A 23010-nucleotide genomic window follows, 5' to 3' on the forward strand; every position below is an offset into this window, starting at 1 on the left:
TTATTCAGGAACGCCAATTCCCGACTTTCTGTTGAAAGTGAGAATATCCTAAATGATTGGGCGGTGGGTGTCAAGACGTAAGAATAAAACAGGTTTATGTTTTTCATCACCACCACTAGCTTTGTGTAAGTCAGTTAATGAAAAGAGATTATCTAATTGACGAATAGAAGTGTCTAGAATTGCTAAGTTTGACATAATTTTTTATCCTATGAGTAATTTTACAAAACCCTACTGTTGAGATAGGGCGATCGGGTGCTTCAACATTGCTCATAGACAGCCTTTCGTTTTCCCTTGCGGTATTATATGTACGAAACGCCACCCGATCATAAAATCAGGATAAAAAAATACCGCACTTAATGCGGTCTGTTCCGCTATGAGTCATTGGTGTGTTGAGCACCGTTAGCGGAATAATATAACAAAAAAGCCTGTGTTGTAAACAGGCTTTATCAAATTCTTTCATTTTCAATTTTGTAGGGTGATCGGGCTTCAACAACCGCTTGGTTTTCTGAAATTGACCAGTTTCGACACTGGGCGTCGGGAGGTTCGAAAGCCTGTAAAGGTTAGGCTGGAGTTATTCCCCGAAGGTCTTTTATTCCTCGCCCTCCCGACATTGTCGAGATTTCGGCATAAAAAAAGACCGCACTTTTGGCGATCCACTTACTACCGCCTTTACTAGGTTTCGACACCTTGAGGCGAATAGTAGTTTAGTTTTATAGGGGTGTCAAGTAGAAAATATATTTAAAACTATAAAAAATCATTTGCTAAATATTGTAGTTTAAACTATAATAAATTTGTTTTCAGAAGGGCTGAAAATGAAGAAGCCGCCCTTTGTGAGAGCGGCAAATAAAAAAGGAACTGGATTATGTGTATTAAGCTGTTAATCCTAGTTATTTTAATCTTAGTAAGCCTGCCAGCTTGCTAGATTAGAATCTAAAAGTCCTAGTGGCGGCTGCCACCGTCACTAGGCAGTTCCCAAATAGTATAGCTTGTCGTATTTTTTGTCAATAAAGAGGTTGCTATGGCGATGACTAAAAAAGAAATTCAAGATCGTTCTGATAAAAAACGCGGTGTGCGTATGGTTGGTTTTAAATTGAAAGAAGATATTATCCAGCAATTAAATGCTTTAAGCGAACAAACAGGAAAATCAAAAACGGCTTTAATTGAGGAGATGATTTTGAATTATCATGGTTGATCGGGCTTCAACTACCAATACAAGATGGCGGAACTTATTCCCCTAAGGTATTTTATTAGGTTCTCTCGACCCGATCATAAGTGATCTTTACCTAGATTTTAGGTACAAAAAAACCGCTTTTGAATCGGAGCGTTTGATAACCGACTTGTATTGTTAGTGCGGTTATCTTATCCGTTGATGGCGGTTTTTGTCAATATCTGATTTTATTCGTTTTTACTCAAAATAGGGAATAATCCCTTTGTGATTGAAATAAAGGCAGCAACAATGTTTATGGTGCAAGCTGAAGTAATAATGCCAAATACAGCATCGGAGTGTTTCTCTGGATCGTAATAAAAAATAACAAAACGCATCCAATAAACAGTGCTCGCTATTGCAAAGAGTAATGCGATAACGGCGTAAATAATGCGCAAATTTCGGTTGGTCTTTCTATCACTAACATCTTGCTCTTCAAGTGAATTCGATTTAGTGGGTTGTTCTTGCTCAAATTCACGCGGTGCTTTTGTAAGTTTAGGAGAGATGCTTGGTTTTATCTTTTGATTACGATTAAACTCTGCCATGATACATTTCCAAGTCAGAGATAATAGAGCCTAACTTTCCTTTTTCCCAAGCACCACCTTGAGTATGTGTCATTTCTGAAAGTTGCCAGCCAGTATATTCGCCATAAGCAGTAATAAGCTCATCAAGAAAAAATTCATCTTCGCGATTTAGTCGAGACTCGAAATCGGTACCAAAGCTATTTTTCGCTTTATGTTTAATTTCAGTTCCTTTATTTTTAGCAAATTCATAATACACTGATTGAACAACTGGGCCATATTGCCAACGGATAAATTCGTCATTAAAAAGGCGAGATTTATTATTTTTCAAATACCAAGATTGAGCAAAGAAAAGTAACTTTTGTAATTTCATTGGCGTGAGGTTGGGAATCTTCCCTTCTTGAGCCTTCTGAATAAAAGCATTTGCCACTTGCATTGCTGAATAAGCCATACTTCCTCCTTAAATAAACAGTTTAAAGTATAAAAACCTGCATTTGATGTACAAATACAGGTTGTCAAAGAACAATATATTCAATTCTTCTTAACATTGTGCCACAAAAAGTGTTTTTAAGGAAATACTGTATGTGAAAAATGTTATTTTTCCATCTGTTTGAGATTAACCACAGGCACAAGTGGTTTTGCTGTTGTGCCAGTTGTTGATGTACTACTGCGGTTTTCATTTATCCAGTCGGCTAATTCACTCCAAGCAGCTAAATCTTTCTTAAAGAATTCATCATTGCGTAGATGATGATATTCTTTGATAAAAAATGTCACTTCGCCCTTAATTTTTTCTCTTGTATGGCTATCTAGCACCGCCCAATACTCTTTAACATCGTGGATGCAGATTAAAACAGGCGTTCCGTTATCGTGTAGGCTGTCTCTAACATAACGGTGTATTAATGTTTGGAATTTATGTAAGGGGATTTTGATGTTAATTTCATTCATTTACGTTTTCTTTTCTTTTTAAGTTTACTTAAAATACGTTCTTGTTTTATCGCTCTAAGCTCAGTTTCAAGCATCGTATTTTCCTGTTTTAGTTGATCATTCTCAGCTTTCAAACTTTCAATTAATTCACCCAATTTTCGTAGCTTCAATTCATGGAGTTCGATAGATTGATTAATCTGTTTATCCAATCGTCTAAGATCGTCCATCAGGACTTTTTCAGCTAGCCGTTTAAGTAATCTCATAATCTATCCCTAATCCCGCCAAATTCTTTTATTAGGCTATCCACTGTTTTACCAAGCACGCTCGCCATTAAGACAAAATCTGCATCAAAACGAGCTGTCACGTCTTCTTTTACAATGTCATCGTTCTTAACGGTGATATTGTCATCAAACTTCAAGCGTTTCAGCGTACCGTCTTCGATTAATACAAATTTAAGGTTGTCTTCCCACTCAAGTGCGAGTTTTGATACTGAGCCATTTTTTGCAAGTTCGATAATTTCCTCATCTTCAACATCTTTTTGCTTGCAATGAATAATGCCTAAATCTTCTTTTTCCCGAATTTCTACTTCTTCGCGCAAGATGAGCCAATCGGGCGCAGTATCTGTAACCCATTTTGTCATCACTTCGCATGGCGCACAGTTAAACGCCAACGGTACTACTAGCAAACTACCTAGCGATTTGCGCAAAAGTGCGAGTGCATCCTCAGCTGTTTTACTTGATGCTGCATCAACAAAGATAAGTTGTTTCAACGTGTCGATGTAAAGTGCGGTCGTTTTGATGCGAGAAAATGCTTGCGGAAGTAGAGTAGCTATCACGTCATCTTTTAGGGATAATCGTTCTACTTTCTTTAATTTTCGCTGTTCTTTTTCTTCAAGTGCAGTGATTCGTTTATTGAGTTCACGATTCACAACTTCCACAGGCAAAATCTTCTCTTCTCGTTTAGCTACAAGTAAGATTTTTCCGTTCGCTTGATGTGCTAAATTTTCGCTGGTGACGAGCGGAGCAGACCAACCGAAATGGCTAACATCTGCTGAACCACACGGAGTAAATTTACATTCTTTGAGTTGTTTTTCGATACTCTCAAAGTCTATTTGTTTTGTTAATTGGTAAATAATTGCATTTCTAAACCAGTACATTTTTATTATTCCTCATAAATAAAAAGCCGCTAATTAATAGCGGCAGATTTTAAGCATCATCTTCGTAGTAGTGTTCTTCAACCACGAATCTATCACTACCATAGACAGGTTCTCTATATGGTTTTTAGTCATCTTTAACCTCAACAAACTCACCAAATTCATCTAACGTGTACCAAGTATCAGCTTTGATGTTATTTTCACCGACTTTTGATGCTTTGATATGGATTAGCTCGCCCTCATGATTGCGATACACACAAACAATCGCACCATCGATACTCGCCTTAGCTTTAGATTGCCAACCAAGCGCGACAGCTATAGATTGCTTGCCAGATACTTCCGCTGCCGACCAATTGCCTGTATTGGTTGCTGCCGACAGATTGCCTGTATTGGTTGCTGCCGACCAATCGCCTGTATTGGTTGCTGCCGACAGATTGCCTGTATTGGTTGCTGCCGACCGATTGCCTGTATTGGTTGCTGCCGACTGATAGCCTGTATTAGTCGCTACCGACCGATAGCCTGTATTGGACACCTTGGCAGCATCCCAATCAACTTTACCTTTTATCCATTCAACGGCTTTTTTTATCATTTCCGGTAAGTTAATTTCGGTTTCGATCGTGATTTTTGCAGATGCAATTTTTGTATCATCACTATCTTTTGATGTTTCGCCGCTCATTTTAACTACAGCAAATTTACTTACCGCTGGACTGTAATAGCTAAGCACATCAAGCGGGTATTCGCAGGCGTGGAATCCACTCTCACAAGCCTCAACATTACCTTTATGCTCATACGTTTTGCCTACCTCATACTGATAACCTCGACAAGTCCAGTCTTGCTTAAACCCTTTATAAGCTATAATTTCTTTGTTTTCTTCAGTCATTTTTTTGTCTCTCAAATTTAGATAATAAAAAAGCCACTATTGGTTAGTGGCTTATCATGTAACTCAAAACGGAATATCATCATTAAACCCATCTTGTTCAGCTGCTGCGCTTAATGGGTCGGGTTTTTCTTTGTCTTTGCTTGGCTGTTGTGTTTCATTGCTTACCTTGCTGTCTAGCATTTCAAAGGATTGTGTCGCTACTTTAAGTGCGGTGCGATTATTGCCGTTTTGGTCTTGCCAGCTTTCCTGTACTAGTTTTCCTGTTACACAGATTTTTGAGCCTTTTTGCAGATATTGTCTTGCTACATCAGCAGAATTGCCATGCACCACAATAGGTATCCAATGCGTACGTTTAACTGTATTACCTTGTTTATCTCGGTAATCATCGCCGATAGCAAGATTAAATGTGGCAATTTGCCCGCCATTTTGGAATTGGCGGATTTCTGGGTCACTGCCTAAATGACCGACTAATATCACGGTGTTGGTATTACGTGCCATTAGCGCATCTCCTGTATGAGTTGTTGATAATATTCTTGAGCAATTTCTACCCGCTCTTTGATTTTCTCGATGATTTTCTCATCACGTTTAATTGTGACCGTGGTGATACGTTTTTCTTGGGGGATTTGCTCAACCAAGTCAATGTATCTGTTTGGGTCGTCATAGCTTGATAATTGGTCATAAGGAGTGGGGAGGAGGACAAAATCAATTTGCGCCTCACTACAATCCCATAGCCACATATAGCCTTGCATTTGTGCGTCATAACCCGCTTTTTTCGCTTTTTCTTCCGCCTCATCAGCAAAAAAAGGGTGTGAACCAATATCCCAAGAGCATTTAGTATCTATGATTAATTTTCGACTTGGCACATAAATATCGCACTCGCCTGTAATCCAATCGTTTTCACGCCTTTCCGTGTTCTTTTTAAGAGGTAATCCACGCTTACGACCGCTTAACTTAATGGCTTGTTCTTCTAGTGCGATACCTTTCTCGGTGTATTTATTCCCCTCAAAATCTCGATAACCGAATAAATCAAATTTCACTATCTTTCTCACCGCACTTTTTGCTGTAGCAGATATTCCATTACCGCTTTTAGGCTTTACCATTAAATCAGCCAAGCCAGAGCATTTAGCTTTGAGTTGGTACATTTTATTTTCCCTCTATGGTTGAAATTATTTCGGTGTGACAGATTTTACCGTCACAGTCTTGATTAAGATTTAGGGCGTGCGCCATGTACACCACAAATGCACACACGAGCGTAATGATTAATTTGTTCATTTTCTGTTCCTTTTGTCGGATTTTAGGTGTGATAATCCGCCACACGGTAAAGTGCGGTCGGATTTTGTGATGTTTTAGAGAATGTCTAGCTGAAATCCTGTTGCTTTAGGGTTGTAGGCTCGAAGATGTTTTAATACACGCCAGTTATTGCCTTGCTCGCATTCAAATTGCTCTGTAATGCGTGTCAATACGTTATGGGCTTGACGGAGAGTGCTGCGATATTCGTAAGCAATGTCATGAACGGAAGCAGCGTAGTGCGAACCAATTTGTTTTAATGCTGGGTGAAGTACTTGGCAAAGTTCCGTGCCACGCAATAAAGCGAACCACGCCCAAACGAGCTGTTGTAGGTCATGTTCTGTAAATTCACGGGTGTATTTCTTTTCGACTGATGGCAAGACAATAGGCTGTAAGTTCATAATGAACGCCATTGCATTGCCGTATTGGTCTTGTGGTAACTGGTCGTATTTGGCAATGTGGAACATGGCTTTTAATTGGCGGTAAATCTCTTGCCAGTGTAAGCCTGTTCTGTGGTGCGCTTGTTGCACCGCAGATTGAATTGCTTGTTGTTGCTCTGGTGTAATTGTGTTTGGTAAAAGTGCGGTCGATTTTTTGACTTCTTCATCTAAAACATCGAGTACCCATTTTCTAAACGCTTTGGCGATTTTGGTGCGAGCAAACATTGCAATTAGGTGTGCGCCACGCAATGAGAAAATACGCACTTTTTGTAGTCCGCCTGCGGTTTGCATTTCCACAAGTGCGGTCATTTCTGCGGTAAATTCATCTGCATTGCGGTCGTAGATTTTTAAAATCGCTTGCATTGGCATAGCGTATTCTAAAGCTAAACCAAGATCGTTCGCTGTAATAAAAGTTTGGTTGTGTTGATTGATAACTGAAAGAGTAGTGTTTTGAAAAGTTAATGTAGTCATTTTGACTGTCCTCGTATAAGTTTTAAAAACTCATCGTCAGAATTGCAGTACTGGCGATGAACTGATTGAGGTCTGCAATAACCGCATACGAGAAACGGCAGATCTTTCGATCTCCTCAACCAGCCCATCATTGACTACTTTTGAAAGGGGGTGTCAATTTGACACTACCTTTGAAAGGTTTAATTTACTGATTTTCAGTTATAAAAAAAGACGCATTGAGCGTCCGTCTTTTCTAACCGCTCGTATATTCGGAAAATTGCAGTATCCCGACTTTCTGTTGAAAGTGAGACGTAGTTTAGCCAAAGAGCGGTTAATTTGTCAATTAGATTTTATTCTTCGTGAATAATGCTAGAGAAACTCGCTTGTTCTATTTTCCCAGCACGGCGTTTTACCATTCCTTCAAGTTTTATGGTGTTAATATCTTTAATACGGTCGATAATTTCGTTTACACCTTCTTCACCCAGCATATCCGCGTCTAGGTTGGCGGTAAAGGTTTCGCTTTGTAAGGTTCTCACAAATAGCGTGATTTTGCCTTCTTGGCGTTTAACGCCGTCAATGTATAAGTCCATTGATTCAGGTGTAGTGGTTGCTTTTTCTTGGGCGGTTAGGTCATCTACAATTTTATTTAACTGCGGTTTGTCTAGTTTAATTTCTGTTTTGTTGCCGTTTGAAATCGTCACTTGTTCTGCATCGCTTGTTGCTCTTATCATTTCGCTATAGGCTTTATCGGTATGCAGTTCAACTGCCTGTATGGATTGTTTGAAGCGTGGATTATTGCTTTCAGTTGCCACAGTTTGAATAGTTTGAAATGCTTGTTTTAATGCATCGCTTTCATTTTGTTGTTTTATTTGGTTTTCGGTTGCTTCAATTTTTGCTAATTCAATTTCTTTTTGGTTATCAACCCATTTGCTTCCGATAATTGTACCGCCTATTCCTAACACTAATGCGGTACAAGTTAGTGTTTTTTGTGTGCCATTCATACCATTTGTTATCTCTTTAAATAATTTTCGCATTGCAATGAACAGATCTTTTAGATCAGCAATAATTTCTGTGCAACCTTCATTTACGGTAAAGGTGATTTCTAATGCATCTTTTTCATCTTGGGTTAACAAGGTAATATGCGGTTTGCCCGTTTTAATTTCAGCATAAGCACGCCATATTTCGTTTTGAAACTCACAAATTCCTTTGCAAATTGCATAGTTGATACTGCCATTATAACGGTGTGGATCGCCTTGAATTTTGATTTTAACTTGCTTTAGAAAATCCAGTTCAACCTTTTCAAGGTTAATTTTTTCATCTGTTTTTAATGCTTGAATGAAGTTTAGTAACTCTTCGGCATTTTCAATTTTCCACATATGGCTATCCTTAAAATTTTGATACAAAAAAAGCCACTTAATTGTGGCTGCAGACTTTCTGTTGAAAGTGTGGGTATCTTAATCCGAAGTGGGGGCGGTGTCAAATAAAAAGCCCCGAATTTTCGGGGCGGATTTTTATGATTGATTTTTTGCTTTTTGGTAAGCTAAACGTGAAGCAAGCATAGCTTGACGTTTAAGTTCTTTTGCACTGGGTTTAGTTTCTGCCATTGCTTACTCCTTATAGTTTGGGGTTTTGATAATAAAACAATCAGAGTTTTCGCCTAGTTGCCCGATTGGTTGAAAGTCTATCATAAGTGGATGGCGATTGTCGCACATTTTTTGATACATTCGGCTCAATGAGGGGCGTTCGGCGATGAAAAAATAACATTCAGGTTGGTAAATTAAATAGTGCTTATAGAGCAATGTTTCAAGTTGTTCTTTTAAATGCTGAATATCGGTTTTCTTTAGCTGATGATTGATTGGTGGAGCGTATAGATCGATACTTGGTTCGGTGCTTTCGTAGTATTCTTTTACGCCAAATTTGATACTGTATGTTTTACGATTTTTTAATAGCGGCACTAAGCGTTCATCTAAAGAAAAGAGGCTTTCAATCACATCATTATCCGATGAGAAATCAATAATATAATCAACATTTGCTACACGAAATTCAGCAAATTGATGAGGAATTGAATGATATTCAGATTCAATAAATAATTCTGTCATATTCCACGCTTTGGGTATAAAAAAACCTCTAAAAGAGGCTGTTGAAAGTAGTACTATCCTAATTCGAAGCAGGAGCGGTGTCAAATGTTTAAAAAAATACCGCCCTTTCGATCGGTCAGTGGAGTAGTGCAATCAGTCTATGCTGATTTTGTCTAGAATAGGGCTGTGATTACACTTTAATTTCTAATTTTTCCATTGTTGCGTTCCTCGTTTGTCTGCCATTTCAAAACACAATTCATCTATCATTCGCAACGGTTTCACATGCCGCTGTGTCTCTGTACTAGCAAATGTGTTTTGAAATATCCACATTGGGATATTCGCCTGCTTGAGCTCCACTTTCGGCAACTGCACCGTTTTTCACTGGCTTTGCATGGGCAGACTTTAAAACTCACTCTTAACTAAGTAGGTTAGGGCTTTCAATCTAACGACCGCTTAGCACCGTTGGGCTTCCGTCTGCGCTTCCGCCGAGTGAGTTTCTTTAACCAAATTGTTTAAAATTTGTGATGAAAGTCACTGACTTACATAAACTTTTTAGCTATTCTTGTAATCAACCTTGATACTTTCGATAGCGGATTTTCAGGAATGTAAACTGAAAGGTGAATCTCGCCGTCAACAGTACCTTGGGACATTGCTTTTAGCTTTTCTTCCGCTTCTTCGAATGAATGGGCGTAAACATCTGTCGCCCACCTTTTGCCGTCGAAGTGATAAGAAATTGCATAGCGTTTCATTTCTTCTTGCATAAGGAACTACCTCTATGTATTTTCAGATATTTCAGGGTGTAAACAATCAGTGGTATTGGCGACTAAAAGCCGCCAATCATGAAACCATTGCAGTTAGCGAGGGTTATACAACCAAACAAAACTGCCTACATTGCATTGGTCTAGTTATGGATACTGATAGAAAGACACCTATTTATGAATCTTAATAACTAAGCCCTGTTCGCAGGGCTTTTTTCATCACAAATTTTTAAAGAGCATTGAGATTGTGTATCTCGTTTTGATGTGGTTTATTATCACGCTTTGAAATAATATAATCAATGCAAATTGTGATTTTTTTATCTAAAAAATTTCATAATGTGATTATATTGTTGATTTCTAAAGAAATAAATTTTTGAGAATAGTGTTTGATTGATTGTTTTTTAACCAGTAGATGAGCAAGAATAGAAAAGTGTGGTTGATTTTTGAGGTGCTTTTGTGAGTGTAAGCAAGTTTTAGTTGTAATTAAGCAAGTATGATGAGGGGGAATTTTTAGAGAGTTGCAGTAAATTGAGATGGAGATAAGCAAGATTTGGCGAATTTAAGCAAGGGTAGATTTGGCGAATTTAAGCAAGGGTAGATTTGAGTAATAAAAAACCGCCAGTGAGGCGGTTTGTTTGTCAAATAGAGGATTATTTTTTCTTGCTGTCGTGTTTTGTTAGTGCTTTATGTGTTTTCTTTATACTTGACTGTATTTTGTTAATTTTTTCTTGGGAAAGGGCGAGATCCTCAGGTGCTGTTCCAGTATTTGAGATCATGACATTACGAACAGATCGGCCAACAGTTTCAGCCGCATTTTCTAAATTTTTTTGCCCTTTAATATTTTGATTTCTTATTTTTGCTTCTGTTTGTGTTACGCGGAATATATTCGCTGCGAGCTCCTCATTATCCATGAAATCAAGCAGTGATGCTTTGTCATCAAATAGTCCTTTTTTGTTTTTTAAGCTTTTAATATTCATATTATACATCCCTCTATACCCAGCATTTTGGAAGAAAGCATAGTTCTCCACGCCGTGTTTGTGGGCAATATGGCTCAGGCTTTTTTCTCTATCTGAAATGTCGCCACGTAAGTAAACGCGATCCACCTCTTCGGCGCTTTGGCAAAGTGTGTGAATTTCATCTGCCAGTTTAGCGAAATATGCTTGGGCTGCAGCAACCTTTGGATTACTTATATTTCCATTCATAACCGTTAGATAACAAGCAAAGCGAGTCATTTTAAAGTCAGATGGTGTGTTCGGCGATTGTGTCTGAATGAAGTTGTCTGCAATTGGAATATTTAAGTTATTACATACAGCATAAGCCTTATTCATTGCTTTTAAAATCGCCTGCATATCGTTATACCCTAACATCATAGCAAGATCAGAAGCATACCAGTATGTAATTCCGTTTTGTTTCGCAAAATCGTCAAATGAAAGAGAAGTCCCCTCCTCAAATACGAGTGCTAATTGAGTCATATTATTTCCAAGTTTTTGTGTCATATTGATTCCTTATTGTATGATTTTTTGAGCATGTAAAGTCAAGTGGTTTTTTAGTTATCGCTAAATTAATTATGGTAGATTAGCCAATTTTTCAGGTTTCCTTGATTGGCATTTTAATTACAAAACTTCAACTCTTTCCCTTGCCACACCAATAATGCGGATCTCTTGGTTGAGTGAGCTTAATGTTGGGAACATAGGATTGAGCGGAACAAGCTCAAAGTGCGGTATGCCTTCTGGTGTTTTCGTGCCAAGCTCTTTGTATTGTTTAAATGTCGCCTCGTTGTCGCCATTAATTGCTACCACGAATTTTCCTGGCGTTGGCACAATATCAGGATCGATTAAAACCAGATCGCCCTCGTTGAATCGGGGGAGCATAGATTTCCCTTCAATTCGTAGATAAAAGGAATTTTCAGAGGCGATGACTGTGCTTGGGATCATCTCGTAACCGTCAAATCCTTCGAGCGATCTAATATCAGTCCATAGTCCTGCTTGGATTGGGCTTAATAATGGATAACGACAAATTGACTCTTTGATCTCGCTTATGTTTGAATCGAAGGCTAAAACCTCAGGCAGGATATTAAGTGCTTTACTTATGATAGATATATCTTCGAGGTCAGGCGTTCTATTGCCTTTTTCATAATTAGCAATTCTCGGTTGTCCCCAACGCGCATTCTCACTTTTGGTATCAATATTATTACATCTCTCAGCTAATTCTTTTTGACTGATTTTTAACTGTTCTCGATACGCTTTTATTCTTTCGCCAAGTGTAGCCATTTTATTTCTCCTTCTTTTAGTTCAAATAATAACACGTTACGTTATATTCATATAATTTCATATTGTGATTGATATAAATACCGTTATGTGATTAAATGAATTATAAAAAATCACAAAAGGAAATTTATCAATGAATAACCTTTCACAGATTCGAGGGCAACTTGGGATTACTCAGCGACAACTAGCCAACCATATCGGATGGAGCCAACCACGAATTGCTAATTATGAGACTGGATTACGTTCTCCATCGTTAAGTGTTGCTCAGAAGATTGTTCAAACTCTGAACTCACTTGGAGCAAAAGTTTGTATCGAGGATGTATTTCCGCCTCAAAGCTAATTTACCAACAGGAATACGCAATGGCACGCAATAAATTAACGCGATCTGCAAGAGTGCTTTCGGATCAGGTTATCGAAAAATATTACAAGCAAAAGCAATACGAGGTGGCGGAAGGTATGGAAACCGCGTCTAGCACACTGAGTCGCTTTATTAGTAATGAAGAGTTTACTCAGACATTTAACTTTATCGCCGCTTGTCAATTCGGTGTTTTTGATACGGATACGCACATTGCGATTGAGAAAAGTGAATTTGAAATGTTACTCCTTGCGTCACAAGGCTTTGATAAGCGGTTACGTGAGAAGTATTTGGGTAAATAAAAAAGCCACGAGGAGATTTCGTGGCTAATTCATTAAGGAATATACAGATGAATCAATTATTAACGATGACGAAAGAAAACGCAAGTATTTTGACAATGAGTAGTCGGGAAATTGCGGAGATTACACATAAAGAACACAAAAATGTATTACGTGTTATTCGTGATTTGATTGAACAAAATTTAGTCGCTCAAATTGAGCCACTAAAATTTGAGTATAGAAATCAATGGTTTGATTACTACGAGTTAAACAAGCGGGATACGTTTGTTGTTGTCGCTCGCTTATCGCCTGAATTTACTGCCGCTGTGGTCGATCGCTGGCAAGCGTTGGAAAATCGACAAAAACCAACCGCACTTATTCCGCAATCTTTTTCTGAGGCGTTGATGTTAGCCGCTCAGTTGCAAGCAGAAAAAGAGCGCAATGCACCTAAAGTCGCTTTTGTTGATCACTATGTGGAAGTGGGGACGAGTAAATCATTTCGTGAGACGGCGAAGATTTTAAAAATACCTGAGCGTGCATTGGTCAATCGCTTGGTGGAAGATAAATATTTGTATCGTCAATCGGGCGTGCTTTTGCCTTATCAATCGGCACACACCAGAGATCTTTTTACGGTTAAAACAGGCACCGCTGAACACGGTCACAATTACACTCAGACGCGTGTAACAAGCAAAGGCATTGAATTTATCGCGTCACGTTATGCTTCGGAGTTGATGCTATGAGTATGCGATTAATGGTTCAAGCAATGAATTGTAAGGTTGGCAATCCTGCTAGAAAACTTGTGCTTTTAAAACTCGCTGATAATGCCAATGATGATGGAATTTGTTTTCCTAGTTATCAATACATTGCCGATAAATGCGAAATGTCAAAACGTAGTGCGATTAGTCACATTGATGATTTAATCAAAATGGGATTGGTCACCAAAAAAGCACGAAAAAATAAAGATGGTTCAAGTGCAAATTTATATCTTTTACACCTTGATCAGGGTAGTGAAAAATCTGCACTAGGGGGTGAAAATATTTCACTAGGTAGTGAAAAATTTGCACTAGGGGGTAGTGAAAATATTTCACCCATAACCAGTCACTCTTTAGAACCAGTCAATGAACCTAAAAAAACTACGCAAAAAAGCGAATCCGAAATTTTGCTTGAGCGGTTTGGCATAACAGGACAGCTTGCTAAAGATTTTATTGCGCATCGTAAAACTAAGCGAGGGGCAATTAGCGAAACGCAACTTAGCCGTTTGCAAAAACAAGCGGACAAAGCAGGAATTTCGATTTGTGAAGTGGTGGAGATTTGCATCGAACGCAACTGGCAGGGATTTAACGCATCTTGGGATTGGCGTGATGAAAAACTGCGACCAAATTCACCGCACTTAGGGCAATCACACCGCAACAAACCCAAATTTGACGATACGCAGACAGGCTGGTCTGCAGGAATGAATTTCACAGTGGACGGTACACAATGGAAAATTCCATAACACAAGACCAAATTAACACGCTCCCGCCAGAATGTGCACAGTGTGCGGAAGAGACGATTAACTGGCTCTTTCAAGAGCTTAAATCGATTTTTCTTGGTTGGCGTGCAGCCTTTGAAACCGAAGCGGATTATCTTTCTGCTAAAAAAACTTGGTTGCGTGTGTTGGTACGAGAAAAAATTACGAGACCTCAGTTGGAGAACGGGCTTTATAAAGCAGAAAACTCTCTTGATAAATTTTTACCTAGCGTAGGGTTGTTTGTGTTTTGGTGCAAAGCCTATGACTATCACGCACTGGGCTTACCGAATGAAGCGGAATTATACCAACGTTATAACACTTTCTTAGGCTATGCCCGATTCAATCGGGATGAATTTCAATATCGTTCAAAAGTGGAATTTTGGTTGCTTAAAAATCTGTACGAAAAGTGTAAGAAAAAATCGGAAGAGGACACGTTGAAAGTTATTCCGAAATTACTCACAGAAGCGGCGGAAAAAGTGCGGTCGAATTTTCCTTTTGAGGATATTCCGAAAATGATTCCAACAAAGCCACGTTTTTACGATAAAGCGAAGGCTGATAAGGCGCGCGATAGCTTGATGGCAATGATGAAAGGAGCATTGCAATGACAAGCTATAAATGCCCAAAGTGCGGTGCGGAATTAGAGGATTTTTATACGCCAGATTATTTTATATCGAGCAGCGAATGGGATGACGATCGTTTTCGTTGTAACGGTCACTTAATTGAGCCGATACCGTTTCCGCAGGTAAGTAAATACAGCGCAGTAAATCGAACAAAATCTTGCGGTTATTTTGGGTTGGAAGATTTAGGTGTGGAGTATAAAGAATGAGTATTGCGATGTTATTCAAGCGTTGGGAATGATGTTATGAGCCAATACAAACCTTTCTTTTTACGTGATCAACGCATTAAAAATAATTGCTTGGATTTAATCAAAGAGCTGCCAATAGACGATAAAAAGCCGTTGGTAGTCAAAATCCAACCAATAACACGAAACCTTGAGCAAAACGCCAAGTTTCACGCTATGTGCCAAGATGTTGCAAATCAGGCTGAATTTATGGGGCGTAAGCTCACAATGGAGCAATGGAAGGTATTGTTTATTTCGGGTCACGCAATCGCCACAAACCAAAAAGCAGATGTTGTGCCAGGTCTTGAGGGGGAATTTGTGAATATCCGTGAAAGTTCGGCTCAAATGAGCGTGAGCAGAATGGCGAGCCTTATCGAGTATGTGACCAGTTGGGGCGTGCAAAATGGCGTGAGATTTAACGATAGATGGGGATTTAAATGAAACGCTTAAACGATGATGAGATTTTGGAGTTAAAAATTGTACTTTTGATTGCGGCAGTTTGGGTTATTTTTAATATGGTATTTGGCTAATGGCGAAAGAGTATAAATGCAAAGTTTGCGGCAAAGCGTTTGTAAAAACCTTTAGCTCGACACAGAAAGTTTGCTCGCCTGAATGTGCGATTAAATTAGCCCGAGATAATGCGAAAAAAGCGCAAGAACGAGCAGAGAAGAAAAAGCAAAGGGAACGTAAGGCTAAATTAAAAAGTCGTTCAGAATGGCTGAAAGAAGCGCAGGCGGCATTTAATAAATTTATCCGATTACGGGATAAAGACCAACCTTGTATCAGTTGCGGTCGCTATCATCAAGGTAAATATGATGCTGGGCATTATCGGAGTGTTGGGGCTTGCCCGGAATTAAGATTTTGCGAAATTAACTGTTTTAAGCAGTGCGTACCATGCAATCAGCATAAAAGCGGTAATGTCATTGAGTATCGAATTAACCTTGTGAAGCGTATCGGTGAAGATAAGGTAGCTTGGTTAGAACGGCAAGACCACGAACCGAAGAAATACACCATTGAAGATTGCAAGGCGATGATTAAGTATTACAAGGCAAAAATTAAGGAGCAGGAAGGAGAGTAGAATGTCGTATAGCGTTGAGAGAGTGTTGGTAAAGTGGGGTAATTGCTGGGGTAGAGACAGAATTGGCACAGAATACCCAAGCACCACAATTTCTATTCCTGTTTTACCTACCGTGCGCAAGGCTCACATTCCATTCTTAACTGATGACGAATGCTTAAAAATTGAGGAGCAGATTATGAACCTTCATAAGGATAGTTTGCTGCAATACCAAATTTTAATGGCACTATACGTTCAGCAAGCAAATGAACGAGATATTTGTACCGCACTTCATATTTCCCCTGCTTATATGTATCGTGAGCGTGTTAAGGGCGTAAGATTCCTAAAAGGTGCATTTACTGGGGCGAAGATTAAGTTCATGTTTTTAGGGTAGGGAAGTGCGGTCGATTTTGACCGCATTTTTCTTACATTCATTCTTGATTTGTGTGTATTTGTGTATTATAATTCGTTTTGATTAAGACAAAGGAGGATGCATGCACTCAGGTGACTTAATCAAGGAACTTAAAGCAAATGGTTGTTATTTTGTTAGGCATGGAAAAGGTGATCATCAAATTTGGTTCTCGCCGAAAACTGGAAAACGATTTCCAGTTCCGCACCCAAAACAAGATTTAGCAATCGGAACTTTAAAATCCATTAAAAAATCGGCAGGGCTTTAAGCTCTGCCGAGCTTAGTAGGAGGAGTATTAAATGATTTTTACCGTAGGTGTTGAAACCCCAGAAAATGAAAACCAAGCATACGGAATGATTGTCCCTGCACTTTGCCAATTAGATTATGGTTGTTTTAGCGGTGCTGATGATGTCGATGATTTATTACCAATGGTAACAGAAGCCATTACAATGATGCTTGAAGCGATGGTTGAAGATGGTTTTGATCTTACCACGCTAAAGGATAAAGGCGTAACACACTATAAAGCCGATCCTGAATATGCTTATTTTGATACTTGGCTTTTAGTTGATGTCGATATTTCAGAATACTTAGGTAAGAAACAGCGTATTAATGTATCTTTACCTGAATATTTATTAACGCGCATTGATCGCCGTGTTGCAGCGATGGGTAACTACTATAAAGATCGTAGCCATTTCTTAGCAAATGCGGCGCACCGCGAATTGCATGCGCATTCAGATAAAGAAATGTAATCTCTGACTACCCTTGACAATCTCCTATTTCAAGGGTAGTTCTTTTATTTATAGTTTTTCTCCATCGCTAAAATCCCTTCTGTTACAATCGCCGTTTTAGATTTGCCTGTTTTCTCGGAAAGTTCAGCAAGCAATTTGATAATATCTTCGTGTAGTTTGTAAGATTGTAGGCGTACACCACGTTTTTTATCGCTTTTGGCGTTAATTTCTGCGCGAGTCATTGCCATAGAAAAGTCCTTGCATTTTGTTTTTTGTTTGATTATAGTGAGGGACATCGGGGGACATCTGACCTTCCCCCTTTGTTCATCTAGCTAATTACTGTACCACTACAGCAAGTTAGCATTAAAACGATGATTAAGATAATGATTTGATAGGGTTTCATTATCTAATCCCTTAAGTAAGCCCCACTCTAGACAGCGTGGGGTTTGCTGTATCTAAAGCACCTTGCCTTAGATGTTGTTATTGTAGTATTAATTACAAATTAACGCAAGTTTTTATCGTATTTATTACATTATTCTTCTTTACATTCTCCAAATTTTCCTCTACTATTTTATTCAAGGTGTCGAAACCTTAAACCAAAAGCGGAAGTCCGCACCCGATAGCATAGCGGTTTTTTTTATGCGCAAAATTTGTGATCTCGTTTAGTTTTATTGCCATTAAGACTTAACACGCATAAATCCAATTTCATCTATGTCGGGCGGGCGGAGAATACAACACCCGAAAGGGGAATAATCCCAGCCGTTTCTTTTGGTCGGCTTTCGAACCACCCGGTGCCCCTATGGGGTCAAATCTTAATATCGAAAATAAACCAAAGGAGACATTCTATGTCTAATCAAACCCAACTCTCTACATTCAACTTTGAATCAAAATCTATCCGCACTTTAGCTATTAACAATGAGCCTTGGTTTGTTGCTAAGGACGTTTGTGATGCAATAGGTATTGATAACAATCGTAAGGCATTATTGGCATTAGATGAAGACGAAAAGGGTGTAACTTTAAGTTACACCCCTGGTGGACAACAAGAAATGAATATTATCAGCGAAAGCGGAATGTACACTTTGATCTTACGTTGTCGTGATGCTGTGAAAAAAGGATCTATTCCACACCGTTTTAGAAAATGGGTTACAGCAGAAGTATTACTTACTATTCGTAAAACAGGAAAATATGAAAGCAAAACATCCGTCAATGACAGAACAGGTTTACGCAATGCCGTGAATATGCTCGTGAGCAGAAAAGGATTAATTTATTCCGATGCCTATCATTTAATCCACCAACGCTTTAATGTGGAAAGTATCGAAGATTTAACCCTTGAACAACTCCCTCAAGCAGTAGAGTATGTTCACAGAATAATTTTAGAAGGGGAATTAATCACTGATCCTGAATTACCTAATGGCGAAAAGAAATTCTCTTTTGAATTTACTGAGTATGAACTCCAACAGCTTATTTGGTTATGGTTTGCTTTCAAACGTGGTGTCGGTACTTTCCAACATATCGAAAAAGCCTTTAAGGTGCTAGGCTCAAATATGAGCGGAGATATATATGGACAGGCTTACGAATATTTAAGCGTGCTACGCTCAACAAACCAAATCTTAAACCGCATTACACAAGAGTTTGAGATTGACCCAATGACAAACTGGCGAGCATTAGAACACTTGCGAAGCTTTAACCCAAAAGCAGTCAAAATCGATTTCTAAAACGAAGAAAAATCTGACCGCACTTTTGAAAAATTGTGCGAAGAATGGATTTTACATAAAAATTATAAAAACACTTGATTACTTGCAAGTGAAAGTGTACTATATTCGGTAAGTTGCAGTTTTAGCGCATAGCAAACGCACAAAAGAATTTTACAGCCCTGATCGGAAACGGTCGGGGCTTTTTTATTGCCTAAAGAACAGGCGGGAGAAAATATATGCCAATTAAAGAGCCTGATGTGTGGGCGTTAATATGGTCTTGGTTGCAAACAAATCTTAGTTCTAGCTCAGCACAGAGTGCTTTTTGGGCGTTATTTATTTCTCTTTTAAGATTTGGGTTTATGCGTAAAAAGCCAGCTATTCGTTATGTTTTAATTGATGCGGCTATGTGTGCCTCTATTGCGGGTGTTGCGGTGCCAATTTGTACACATTTATTTGGGCATACAGAATATTCTTCATTTCTCGGTACGATGATTGGTTTTGTTGGTACTGAAAAAATTCGCGAATTCTTATTTAAATTCATTAATCGGAGAATTGAAAAAGATGACAATGATGATTTCCGAAGTGACATTTAATAAAATTTTTCCACACGCAGTTAAAGGTGTTTATCAAGCTATTTCGACGCAGATAGAAAAAGCAGGTTGTGTGAATAAGATGCAGCAAGCGATGTTTTTAGCTCAATGTGGACATGAAAGTGGCGGATTTACAAGATTTAAAGAAAATTTAAATTATTCTTGGTCTGGGCTTTCTAAAACTTTCCGTAAATATTTTCCCGATCCACTTACAGCGAAGAAATATGAGCGTAAACCTGAGTTGATAGCCAATCGTGTTTATGCTAATCGTTTGGGTAATGGCGATGAGAAAAGCGGAGATGGTTGGAAGTATCGTGGTCGTGGACTGATTCAGATTACAGGTAAGGATAATTATGCCGCGTTTAGAAAATGGTTAGGTAGAGATATTCAGCCAGAAGATGTGGCAGGGAATTTAGATTTATCTGTTAAAACTGCTGTGTGGTATTGGAAGTGCTATGAGTTGGCTGAGCTTAATTCTGTCGAAAAAGTCACGCGAAGAATTAATGGTGGACTAAATGGCATTGATGAGCGTTGCAAGCTCTATCGAGCATTAATGGTAACGGATAATGACTAAGTACATTTACATGGCGTTAGCGGGTGTTGTCGTGGTTTTGATTGGTGCATTGCGTTACCAATCTAGCGTTATAGATGAGTTGGAAATAACGACAAAGCAACAAGAAAATACTATCCAGCAACAAGAAGATGCTAACAAATCATTAAGTCTTGCGTTACAACAAGAGCGTTATGCCGTTATTGAGCAACAAGAGCGTAATGATGAAATAGAAAGGATGGCAACAGAAAATGCTGAATCAGTTAAAACAATCATTAAGACTCAACCTTGCGCTCACACTCGTTTGCCTCAGTCTGTTCTTGACCTCTTGTACAAATAAAATCACGACTAAAGCAGAATATATTTATCCGCCTCAAGCCTATACTGCACCTTGTGTCAAAACAGCATTTACTGGAGAAACATACGGCGATGTAGTCATACAGCTTGTTAAGGTAACCGCAGAGCGAGATAAGTGCGCAAGCCAAGTAGATAATCTCAATAAGTGGATTAATCAAGCAAAAGGCGGTAAATAGATTAAAAATCTAATTGAGCGGAATTAATGCCAAGTGCTGTCGCTATTTTAATGCGAGTGCTTTTACGCAAGGTCTGTGAATTTTCGTGTTGTGAATAAGCAGCTTGAGAAATTCCTAAACGGCTTGCCACTTCAGCTTGGGTTAAACCTAAGTGTTCACGCCAAGCACGCAATGCAGAATAATCGTTCAATAAAGCTAATTTGGCGACAGATTCAGGGATACCTGTTTCAATAGGGTCTGAAAAATTAGCTTTTTCTTTTAGCCAGTTAAGCGTAGCAATTGGCATAACAGCAAAAGCAGGTACGCCTTGCTCATTATTGATATATTGGATATTAGTAAGTGCGTTCATCTCTTTTTTTAACCTCTTCAATAGAAACAATGCTCATTGTATTACCTACGATATTAAAGAAAATTCGGTAATCGCCAACTCGATAACGATATTCATAAGTATGGTTTGTTAGTGCCTTAATGTTAGTGCAATCAGGAAAATTTTTGAGCATTTCGCATTTCTCAATAATGTGGGCTTTGCTCGGGATTTTTCTTAATTGCTTTAATGCTTTTGGTTGGTAGATGAGTTCTTTCATAGTAACAAGACCAATTGTTTATGAAGAGCATTTTATAAGATTTATAAGTTTTTACAAGTTATTTTAAGGATTTTCTATGTCAGACGTGAAAGGAAAATCTACGTCTGGTCGTGGATTAACACCTAAACAAGAAAAATTTTGCCAGCTTTATATTGAGCTGGGGAATGCCAGTGAAGCATATCGGCAGAGTTATGATTGCTCAAAAATGACAACTGAAGTTATCAATGTTAAGGCAAGTGAGTTACTTAATAAGAACGGTAAGATTACGGTAAGGGTTGAAGAACTAAGACAAGCCCATCAACAACGCCATAATCTTACCCTAGATAATATCATTGCGGACTTGCAAGAGTATCGTGATATTTGTATGGGAAGAAAGCCACTTACTATTACCACTGTGGTAAAAAATGCTCAAGAAGGAACGGCACAAAGCGTTAATACCGAATGTTTCGTTTTTGAACCGACAGGTGCAAATAAAGCCCTTGAATTGCTTGGGAAGCATTTAGGGATGTTTACCAATAAAGTTGATGTAACAACCGATGGCAAGCCATTACCTACTGTGATTAATGTGACATTTAGCGATGAGCCAGCTTAATATTCAATTTCCTACGAAATTCCGACCGCTCTTTGAATCTATTTGGCGGTTTATTATTTTCTACGGTGGGCGAGGTTCAGGTAAAAGTTTTAGTATCGCTAGAGCATTAGTATTGCGAGCCTATCAATCGCCTGTTCGGGTTTTGTGTTGCCGTGAAATTCAGAAATCGATTTCTGATTCGGTTATTCAGATGTTGGCAGATCAGATTGAAATGCTTGGCTTGCAAGCCTTTTTCGATGTACAGAAAACGCAAATTATCGGGCAAAACGGTTCACGCTTCACGTTTGCGGGGCTGAAAACTAACATTACTTCGATTAAGTCGATGACGGGCATTGATGTAGTTTGGGTAGAAGAAGGCGAGAATGTTTCAAAAGAAAGTTGGGATATATTGATTCCAACAATTCGTGAAGACGGTTCGCAGATTATTGTGAGCTTTAACCCGAAGAATATTCTTGATGATACCTATCAGCGTTTTGTGATTCATCCGCCTGAGCGGTGTAAATCGGTCTTAGTGAATTGGCAAGACAACCCATATTTTCCGAAAGAATTAATGGAAGATATGGAGCAGATGCGTGAGCGTGATTACGAGCTTTATCGTCACGTTTATGAGGGCGAGCCTGTGGCTGATTCCGATTTAGCCATTATTAAGCCTGTATGGATTGAATCTGCGGTGGATGCGCATCTCAAACTTGGTTTTACTACTAAAGGAATGAAGAAGGTTGGTTTTGATGTGGCAGATGAGGGGGCAGATGCGAACGCGAATGCCTTTGTTCACGGTTCTGTGGTGCTTGGTGTTGAAGTTTGGAAGAATGGCGATGTAATTGATTCCGCCAACCGAACAAATCAAAGTGCGGTCAAATTTAAAGCTGATTTGATTATATTCGATAGTATTGGCGTGGGGGCAGGAGTAAAAGCTCACTTTAAACGCTTGCCAAAATCTTTACAAGTGGAAGGATTTAATGCTGGTGGTGCAGTTGCTTATCCTGAGCGTGAATATATCAAAGACAAAAAGAATCAAGATATGTTTTCGAACATTAAAGCCCAATCTTGGTGGGCGTTGCGAGATAGATTCTATAAAACCTATCGAGCAGTAAAGTATGGGGATGTTTATCCTGACGATGAACTGATAAGCCTATCGAGCAAAATCAAAGAGCTTGAGTATTTGAAAGCAGAATTATCACGTCCCCGTGTTGATTATGACAATAACGGGCGGGTAAAGGTTGAAAGCAAAAAGGATATGAAAAAACGTGGCATACCTTCTCCAAATATGGCGGATGCTTTAGTTATGTGCTACGCCCCGACAAAACCTAAATCACTACTGGATTTATAA

The 23010-nt window shown here is 38.9% G+C and carries 40 protein-coding genes; 20 read left to right on the top strand and 20 right to left on the bottom strand.

Annotated elements, in window-relative coordinates:
- Positions 1-48: 48 nt before the first annotated feature.
- Positions 49-195, bottom strand: coding sequence for a hypothetical protein (locus tag DQN49_RS07035; protein WP_006996407.1), 147 nt, complete (start codon positions 193-195; stop codon positions 49-51).
- A gap of 823 nt (positions 196-1018) precedes the next feature.
- Here DQN49_RS07035 and DQN49_RS07040 point away from each other — a divergent pair.
- Positions 1019-1192, top strand: a complete 174-nt coding sequence (locus tag DQN49_RS07040) for a ribbon-helix-helix protein, CopG family (protein WP_006996406.1) — start codon at positions 1019-1021, stop codon at positions 1190-1192.
- A gap of 203 nt (positions 1193-1395) precedes the next feature.
- On the opposite strand, the gene DQN49_RS07045 is transcribed toward DQN49_RS07040, so the two are convergent.
- The 14 genes from DQN49_RS07045 to DQN49_RS07105 all read right to left on the bottom strand — a co-directional run bounded on the left by DQN49_RS07045 (position 1396) and on the right by DQN49_RS07105 (position 9698).
- Complete coding sequence (locus DQN49_RS07045; RefSeq protein WP_006996405.1) at positions 1396-1749, bottom strand: hypothetical protein; 354 nt, start codon at positions 1747-1749, stop codon at positions 1396-1398.
- Positions 1736-2176, bottom strand: coding sequence for a Panacea domain-containing protein (locus DQN49_RS07050; protein WP_005684834.1), 441 nt, complete (start codon positions 2174-2176; stop codon positions 1736-1738). Before DQN49_RS07050 ends, DQN49_RS07045 begins: the two co-directional genes overlap by 14 nt.
- 143 nt (positions 2177-2319) lie before the next feature.
- Positions 2320-2670 carry a hypothetical protein gene (locus DQN49_RS07055; protein ID WP_111723574.1) on the bottom strand — a complete coding sequence of 117 codons (351 nt, stop codon included), beginning with the start codon at positions 2668-2670 and terminating at the stop codon, positions 2320-2322.
- Positions 2667-2912, bottom strand: coding sequence for a hypothetical protein (locus DQN49_RS07060; protein ID WP_006996404.1), 246 nt, complete (start codon positions 2910-2912; stop codon positions 2667-2669). Before DQN49_RS07060 ends, DQN49_RS07055 begins: the two co-directional genes overlap by 4 nt.
- Complete coding sequence (rdgC, locus tag DQN49_RS07065; protein WP_065246972.1) at positions 2909-3805, bottom strand: recombination-associated protein RdgC; 897 nt, start codon at positions 3803-3805, stop codon at positions 2909-2911. Before rdgC ends, DQN49_RS07060 begins: the two co-directional genes overlap by 4 nt.
- Before the next feature lie 124 nt (positions 3806-3929).
- Positions 3930-4682: a DUF7666 domain-containing protein gene (locus DQN49_RS07070; protein ID WP_111723576.1), complete on the bottom strand. Its 753-nt coding sequence runs from the start codon at positions 4680-4682 to the stop codon at positions 3930-3932.
- A 63-nt stretch (positions 4683-4745) separates the two neighbouring features.
- Positions 4746-5180, bottom strand: coding sequence for a single-stranded DNA-binding protein (locus DQN49_RS07075; protein ID WP_006996611.1), 435 nt, complete (start codon positions 5178-5180; stop codon positions 4746-4748).
- A complete protein-coding gene (locus DQN49_RS07080) occupies positions 5180-5824 on the bottom strand; it encodes a translocation protein TolB precursor (RefSeq protein ID WP_032826402.1) in 645 nt (214 codons plus the stop codon). The genes DQN49_RS07075 and DQN49_RS07080 overlap by 1 nt, the downstream gene beginning before the upstream one ends.
- Position 5825: 1 nt before the next feature.
- Positions 5826-5954, bottom strand: coding sequence for a hypothetical protein (locus tag DQN49_RS10585; RefSeq protein WP_257004071.1), 129 nt, complete (start codon positions 5952-5954; stop codon positions 5826-5828).
- A 74-nt stretch (positions 5955-6028) separates the two neighbouring features.
- Positions 6029-6880, bottom strand: coding sequence for a P22AR C-terminal domain-containing protein (locus DQN49_RS07085; RefSeq protein WP_041175197.1), 852 nt, complete (start codon positions 6878-6880; stop codon positions 6029-6031).
- Between the two features lie 329 nt (positions 6881-7209).
- Complete coding sequence (locus DQN49_RS07090) at positions 7210-8235, bottom strand: hypothetical protein (protein WP_006996401.1); 1026 nt, start codon at positions 8233-8235, stop codon at positions 7210-7212.
- Positions 8236-8370: 135 nt separating this feature from the next.
- On the bottom strand, positions 8371-8463 hold the full coding sequence (locus DQN49_RS07095) for a hypothetical protein (protein ID WP_005656638.1): 93 nt from the start codon (positions 8461-8463) through the stop codon (positions 8371-8373).
- 3 nt (positions 8464-8466) lie between these two features.
- Complete coding sequence (locus tag DQN49_RS07100) at positions 8467-8958, bottom strand: hypothetical protein (protein WP_006996400.1); 492 nt, start codon at positions 8956-8958, stop codon at positions 8467-8469.
- Positions 8959-9476: 518 nt separating this feature from the next.
- On the bottom strand, positions 9477-9698 hold the full coding sequence (locus DQN49_RS07105) for a hypothetical protein (RefSeq protein ID WP_005650500.1): 222 nt from the start codon (positions 9696-9698) through the stop codon (positions 9477-9479).
- A 14-nt stretch (positions 9699-9712) separates the two neighbouring features.
- On the opposite strand from DQN49_RS07105, the gene DQN49_RS07110 reads away from it, so the two are divergent.
- Positions 9713-9883, top strand: coding sequence for a YegP family protein (locus tag DQN49_RS07110; RefSeq protein WP_005650502.1), 171 nt, complete (start codon positions 9713-9715; stop codon positions 9881-9883).
- 462 nt (positions 9884-10345) lie between these two features.
- Here DQN49_RS07110 and DQN49_RS07115 read toward each other — a convergent pair whose 3' ends face one another.
- Both DQN49_RS07115 and DQN49_RS07120 read right to left on the bottom strand, forming a co-directional pair.
- Positions 10346-11191: a BRO family protein gene (locus DQN49_RS07115; protein ID WP_005692469.1), complete on the bottom strand. Its 846-nt coding sequence runs from the start codon at positions 11189-11191 to the stop codon at positions 10346-10348.
- Between the two features lie 117 nt (positions 11192-11308).
- Positions 11309-11965 carry a LexA family protein gene (locus DQN49_RS07120; RefSeq protein ID WP_006996398.1) on the bottom strand — a complete coding sequence of 219 codons (657 nt, stop codon included), beginning with the start codon at positions 11963-11965 and terminating at the stop codon, positions 11309-11311.
- Between the two features lie 130 nt (positions 11966-12095).
- On the opposite strand from DQN49_RS07120, the gene DQN49_RS07125 reads away from it, so the two are divergent.
- The 11 genes from DQN49_RS07125 (at position 12096) to DQN49_RS07175 (ending at position 17158) form a co-directional block, all read left to right on the top strand.
- Positions 12096-12302, top strand: coding sequence for a helix-turn-helix transcriptional regulator (locus DQN49_RS07125; protein WP_005687166.1), 207 nt, complete (start codon positions 12096-12098; stop codon positions 12300-12302).
- 20 nt (positions 12303-12322) lie between these two features.
- Positions 12323-12619, top strand: a complete 297-nt coding sequence (locus DQN49_RS07130) for a hypothetical protein (RefSeq protein WP_006996397.1) — start codon at positions 12323-12325, stop codon at positions 12617-12619.
- A 47-nt stretch (positions 12620-12666) separates the two neighbouring features.
- A complete protein-coding gene (locus DQN49_RS07135) occupies positions 12667-13335 on the top strand; it encodes a phage antirepressor KilAC domain-containing protein (protein WP_006996396.1) in 669 nt (222 codons plus the stop codon).
- Positions 13332-14090: a helix-turn-helix domain-containing protein gene (locus DQN49_RS07140; protein WP_065246952.1), complete on the top strand. Its 759-nt coding sequence runs from the start codon at positions 13332-13334 to the stop codon at positions 14088-14090. Before DQN49_RS07135 ends, DQN49_RS07140 begins: the two co-directional genes overlap by 4 nt.
- Positions 14075-14710 carry a replication protein P gene (locus tag DQN49_RS07145; RefSeq protein ID WP_065246951.1) on the top strand — a complete coding sequence of 212 codons (636 nt, stop codon included), beginning with the start codon at positions 14075-14077 and terminating at the stop codon, positions 14708-14710. The genes DQN49_RS07140 and DQN49_RS07145 overlap by 16 nt, the downstream gene beginning before the upstream one ends.
- Positions 14707-14931 (top strand): hypothetical protein, encoded by a 225-nt coding sequence (locus DQN49_RS07150; RefSeq protein ID WP_005633909.1) that lies wholly within the window; start codon positions 14707-14709, stop codon positions 14929-14931. The genes DQN49_RS07145 and DQN49_RS07150 overlap by 4 nt, the downstream gene beginning before the upstream one ends.
- A 36-nt stretch (positions 14932-14967) precedes the next feature.
- Entirely contained in the window at positions 14968-15387 is a 420-nt protein-coding gene (locus tag DQN49_RS07155; protein ID WP_006995071.1) for a recombination protein NinB, read from the top strand.
- Between the two features lie 88 nt (positions 15388-15475).
- Positions 15476-16024 carry a recombination protein NinG gene (locus DQN49_RS07160; protein WP_006996393.1) on the top strand — a complete coding sequence of 183 codons (549 nt, stop codon included), beginning with the start codon at positions 15476-15478 and terminating at the stop codon, positions 16022-16024.
- A 1-nt stretch (position 16025) separates the two neighbouring features.
- On the top strand, positions 16026-16394 hold the full coding sequence (locus DQN49_RS07165) for an antiterminator Q family protein (RefSeq protein WP_006996392.1): 369 nt from the start codon (positions 16026-16028) through the stop codon (positions 16392-16394).
- 100 nt (positions 16395-16494) lie between these two features.
- The gene (locus DQN49_RS07170) at positions 16495-16677 is read left to right on the top strand and encodes a type II toxin-antitoxin system HicA family toxin (RefSeq protein ID WP_005653907.1); all 183 of its coding nucleotides are present in this window, start codon (positions 16495-16497) and stop codon (positions 16675-16677) included.
- Between the two features lie 31 nt (positions 16678-16708).
- On the top strand, positions 16709-17158 hold the full coding sequence (locus DQN49_RS07175) for a type II toxin-antitoxin system HicB family antitoxin (protein ID WP_006996391.1): 450 nt from the start codon (positions 16709-16711) through the stop codon (positions 17156-17158).
- 44 nt (positions 17159-17202) lie between these two features.
- On the opposite strand, the gene DQN49_RS07180 is transcribed toward DQN49_RS07175, so the two are convergent.
- A complete protein-coding gene (locus tag DQN49_RS07180) occupies positions 17203-17385 on the bottom strand; it encodes a hypothetical protein (protein WP_005687174.1) in 183 nt (60 codons plus the stop codon).
- 597 nt (positions 17386-17982) lie between these two features.
- On the opposite strand from DQN49_RS07180, the gene DQN49_RS07185 reads away from it, so the two are divergent.
- The 5 genes from DQN49_RS07185 (at position 17983) to lysC (ending at position 20504) form a co-directional block, all read left to right on the top strand.
- On the top strand, positions 17983-18852 hold the full coding sequence (locus DQN49_RS07185; RefSeq protein WP_006996390.1) for a phage repressor protein/antirepressor Ant: 870 nt from the start codon (positions 17983-17985) through the stop codon (positions 18850-18852).
- A 215-nt stretch (positions 18853-19067) separates the two neighbouring features.
- Complete coding sequence (locus tag DQN49_RS07190; protein ID WP_005650535.1) at positions 19068-19424, top strand: phage holin, lambda family; 357 nt, start codon at positions 19068-19070, stop codon at positions 19422-19424.
- The gene (locus DQN49_RS07195; RefSeq protein WP_006996389.1) at positions 19393-19995 is read left to right on the top strand and encodes a glycoside hydrolase family 19 protein; all 603 of its coding nucleotides are present in this window, start codon (positions 19393-19395) and stop codon (positions 19993-19995) included. The genes DQN49_RS07190 and DQN49_RS07195 overlap by 32 nt, the downstream gene beginning before the upstream one ends.
- Positions 19988-20311: a DUF2570 family protein gene (locus DQN49_RS07200; RefSeq protein WP_006996388.1), complete on the top strand. Its 324-nt coding sequence runs from the start codon at positions 19988-19990 to the stop codon at positions 20309-20311. Before DQN49_RS07195 ends, DQN49_RS07200 begins: the two co-directional genes overlap by 8 nt.
- Positions 20223-20504, top strand: coding sequence for an Rz1-like lysis system protein LysC (gene lysC, locus DQN49_RS07205; protein ID WP_013527746.1), 282 nt, complete (start codon positions 20223-20225; stop codon positions 20502-20504). The genes DQN49_RS07200 and lysC overlap by 89 nt, the downstream gene beginning before the upstream one ends.
- 1 nt (position 20505) lies before the next feature.
- Here lysC and DQN49_RS07210 read toward each other — a convergent pair whose 3' ends face one another.
- Together DQN49_RS07210 and DQN49_RS07215 are read right to left on the bottom strand one after the other, a co-directional pair.
- Positions 20506-20853, bottom strand: coding sequence for a helix-turn-helix domain-containing protein (locus DQN49_RS07210; RefSeq protein WP_006996386.1), 348 nt, complete (start codon positions 20851-20853; stop codon positions 20506-20508).
- Positions 20837-21088, bottom strand: a complete 252-nt coding sequence (locus DQN49_RS07215; protein ID WP_006996385.1) for a type II toxin-antitoxin system RelE family toxin — start codon at positions 21086-21088, stop codon at positions 20837-20839. Before DQN49_RS07215 ends, DQN49_RS07210 begins: the two co-directional genes overlap by 17 nt.
- Positions 21089-21164: 76 nt before the next feature.
- On the opposite strand from DQN49_RS07215, the gene DQN49_RS07220 reads away from it, so the two are divergent.
- Both DQN49_RS07220 and DQN49_RS07225 read left to right on the top strand, forming a co-directional pair.
- Entirely contained in the window at positions 21165-21680 is a 516-nt protein-coding gene (locus tag DQN49_RS07220; protein WP_005693952.1) for a terminase small subunit, read from the top strand.
- Positions 21667-23010, top strand: coding sequence for a PBSX family phage terminase large subunit (locus DQN49_RS07225; RefSeq protein ID WP_006996384.1), 1344 nt, complete (start codon positions 21667-21669; stop codon positions 23008-23010). The genes DQN49_RS07220 and DQN49_RS07225 overlap by 14 nt, the downstream gene beginning before the upstream one ends.

Source organism: Haemophilus aegyptius, from assembly GCF_900475885.1.
GTDB classification, from domain to species: Bacteria; Pseudomonadota; Gammaproteobacteria; order Enterobacterales; family Pasteurellaceae; genus Haemophilus; species Haemophilus influenzae.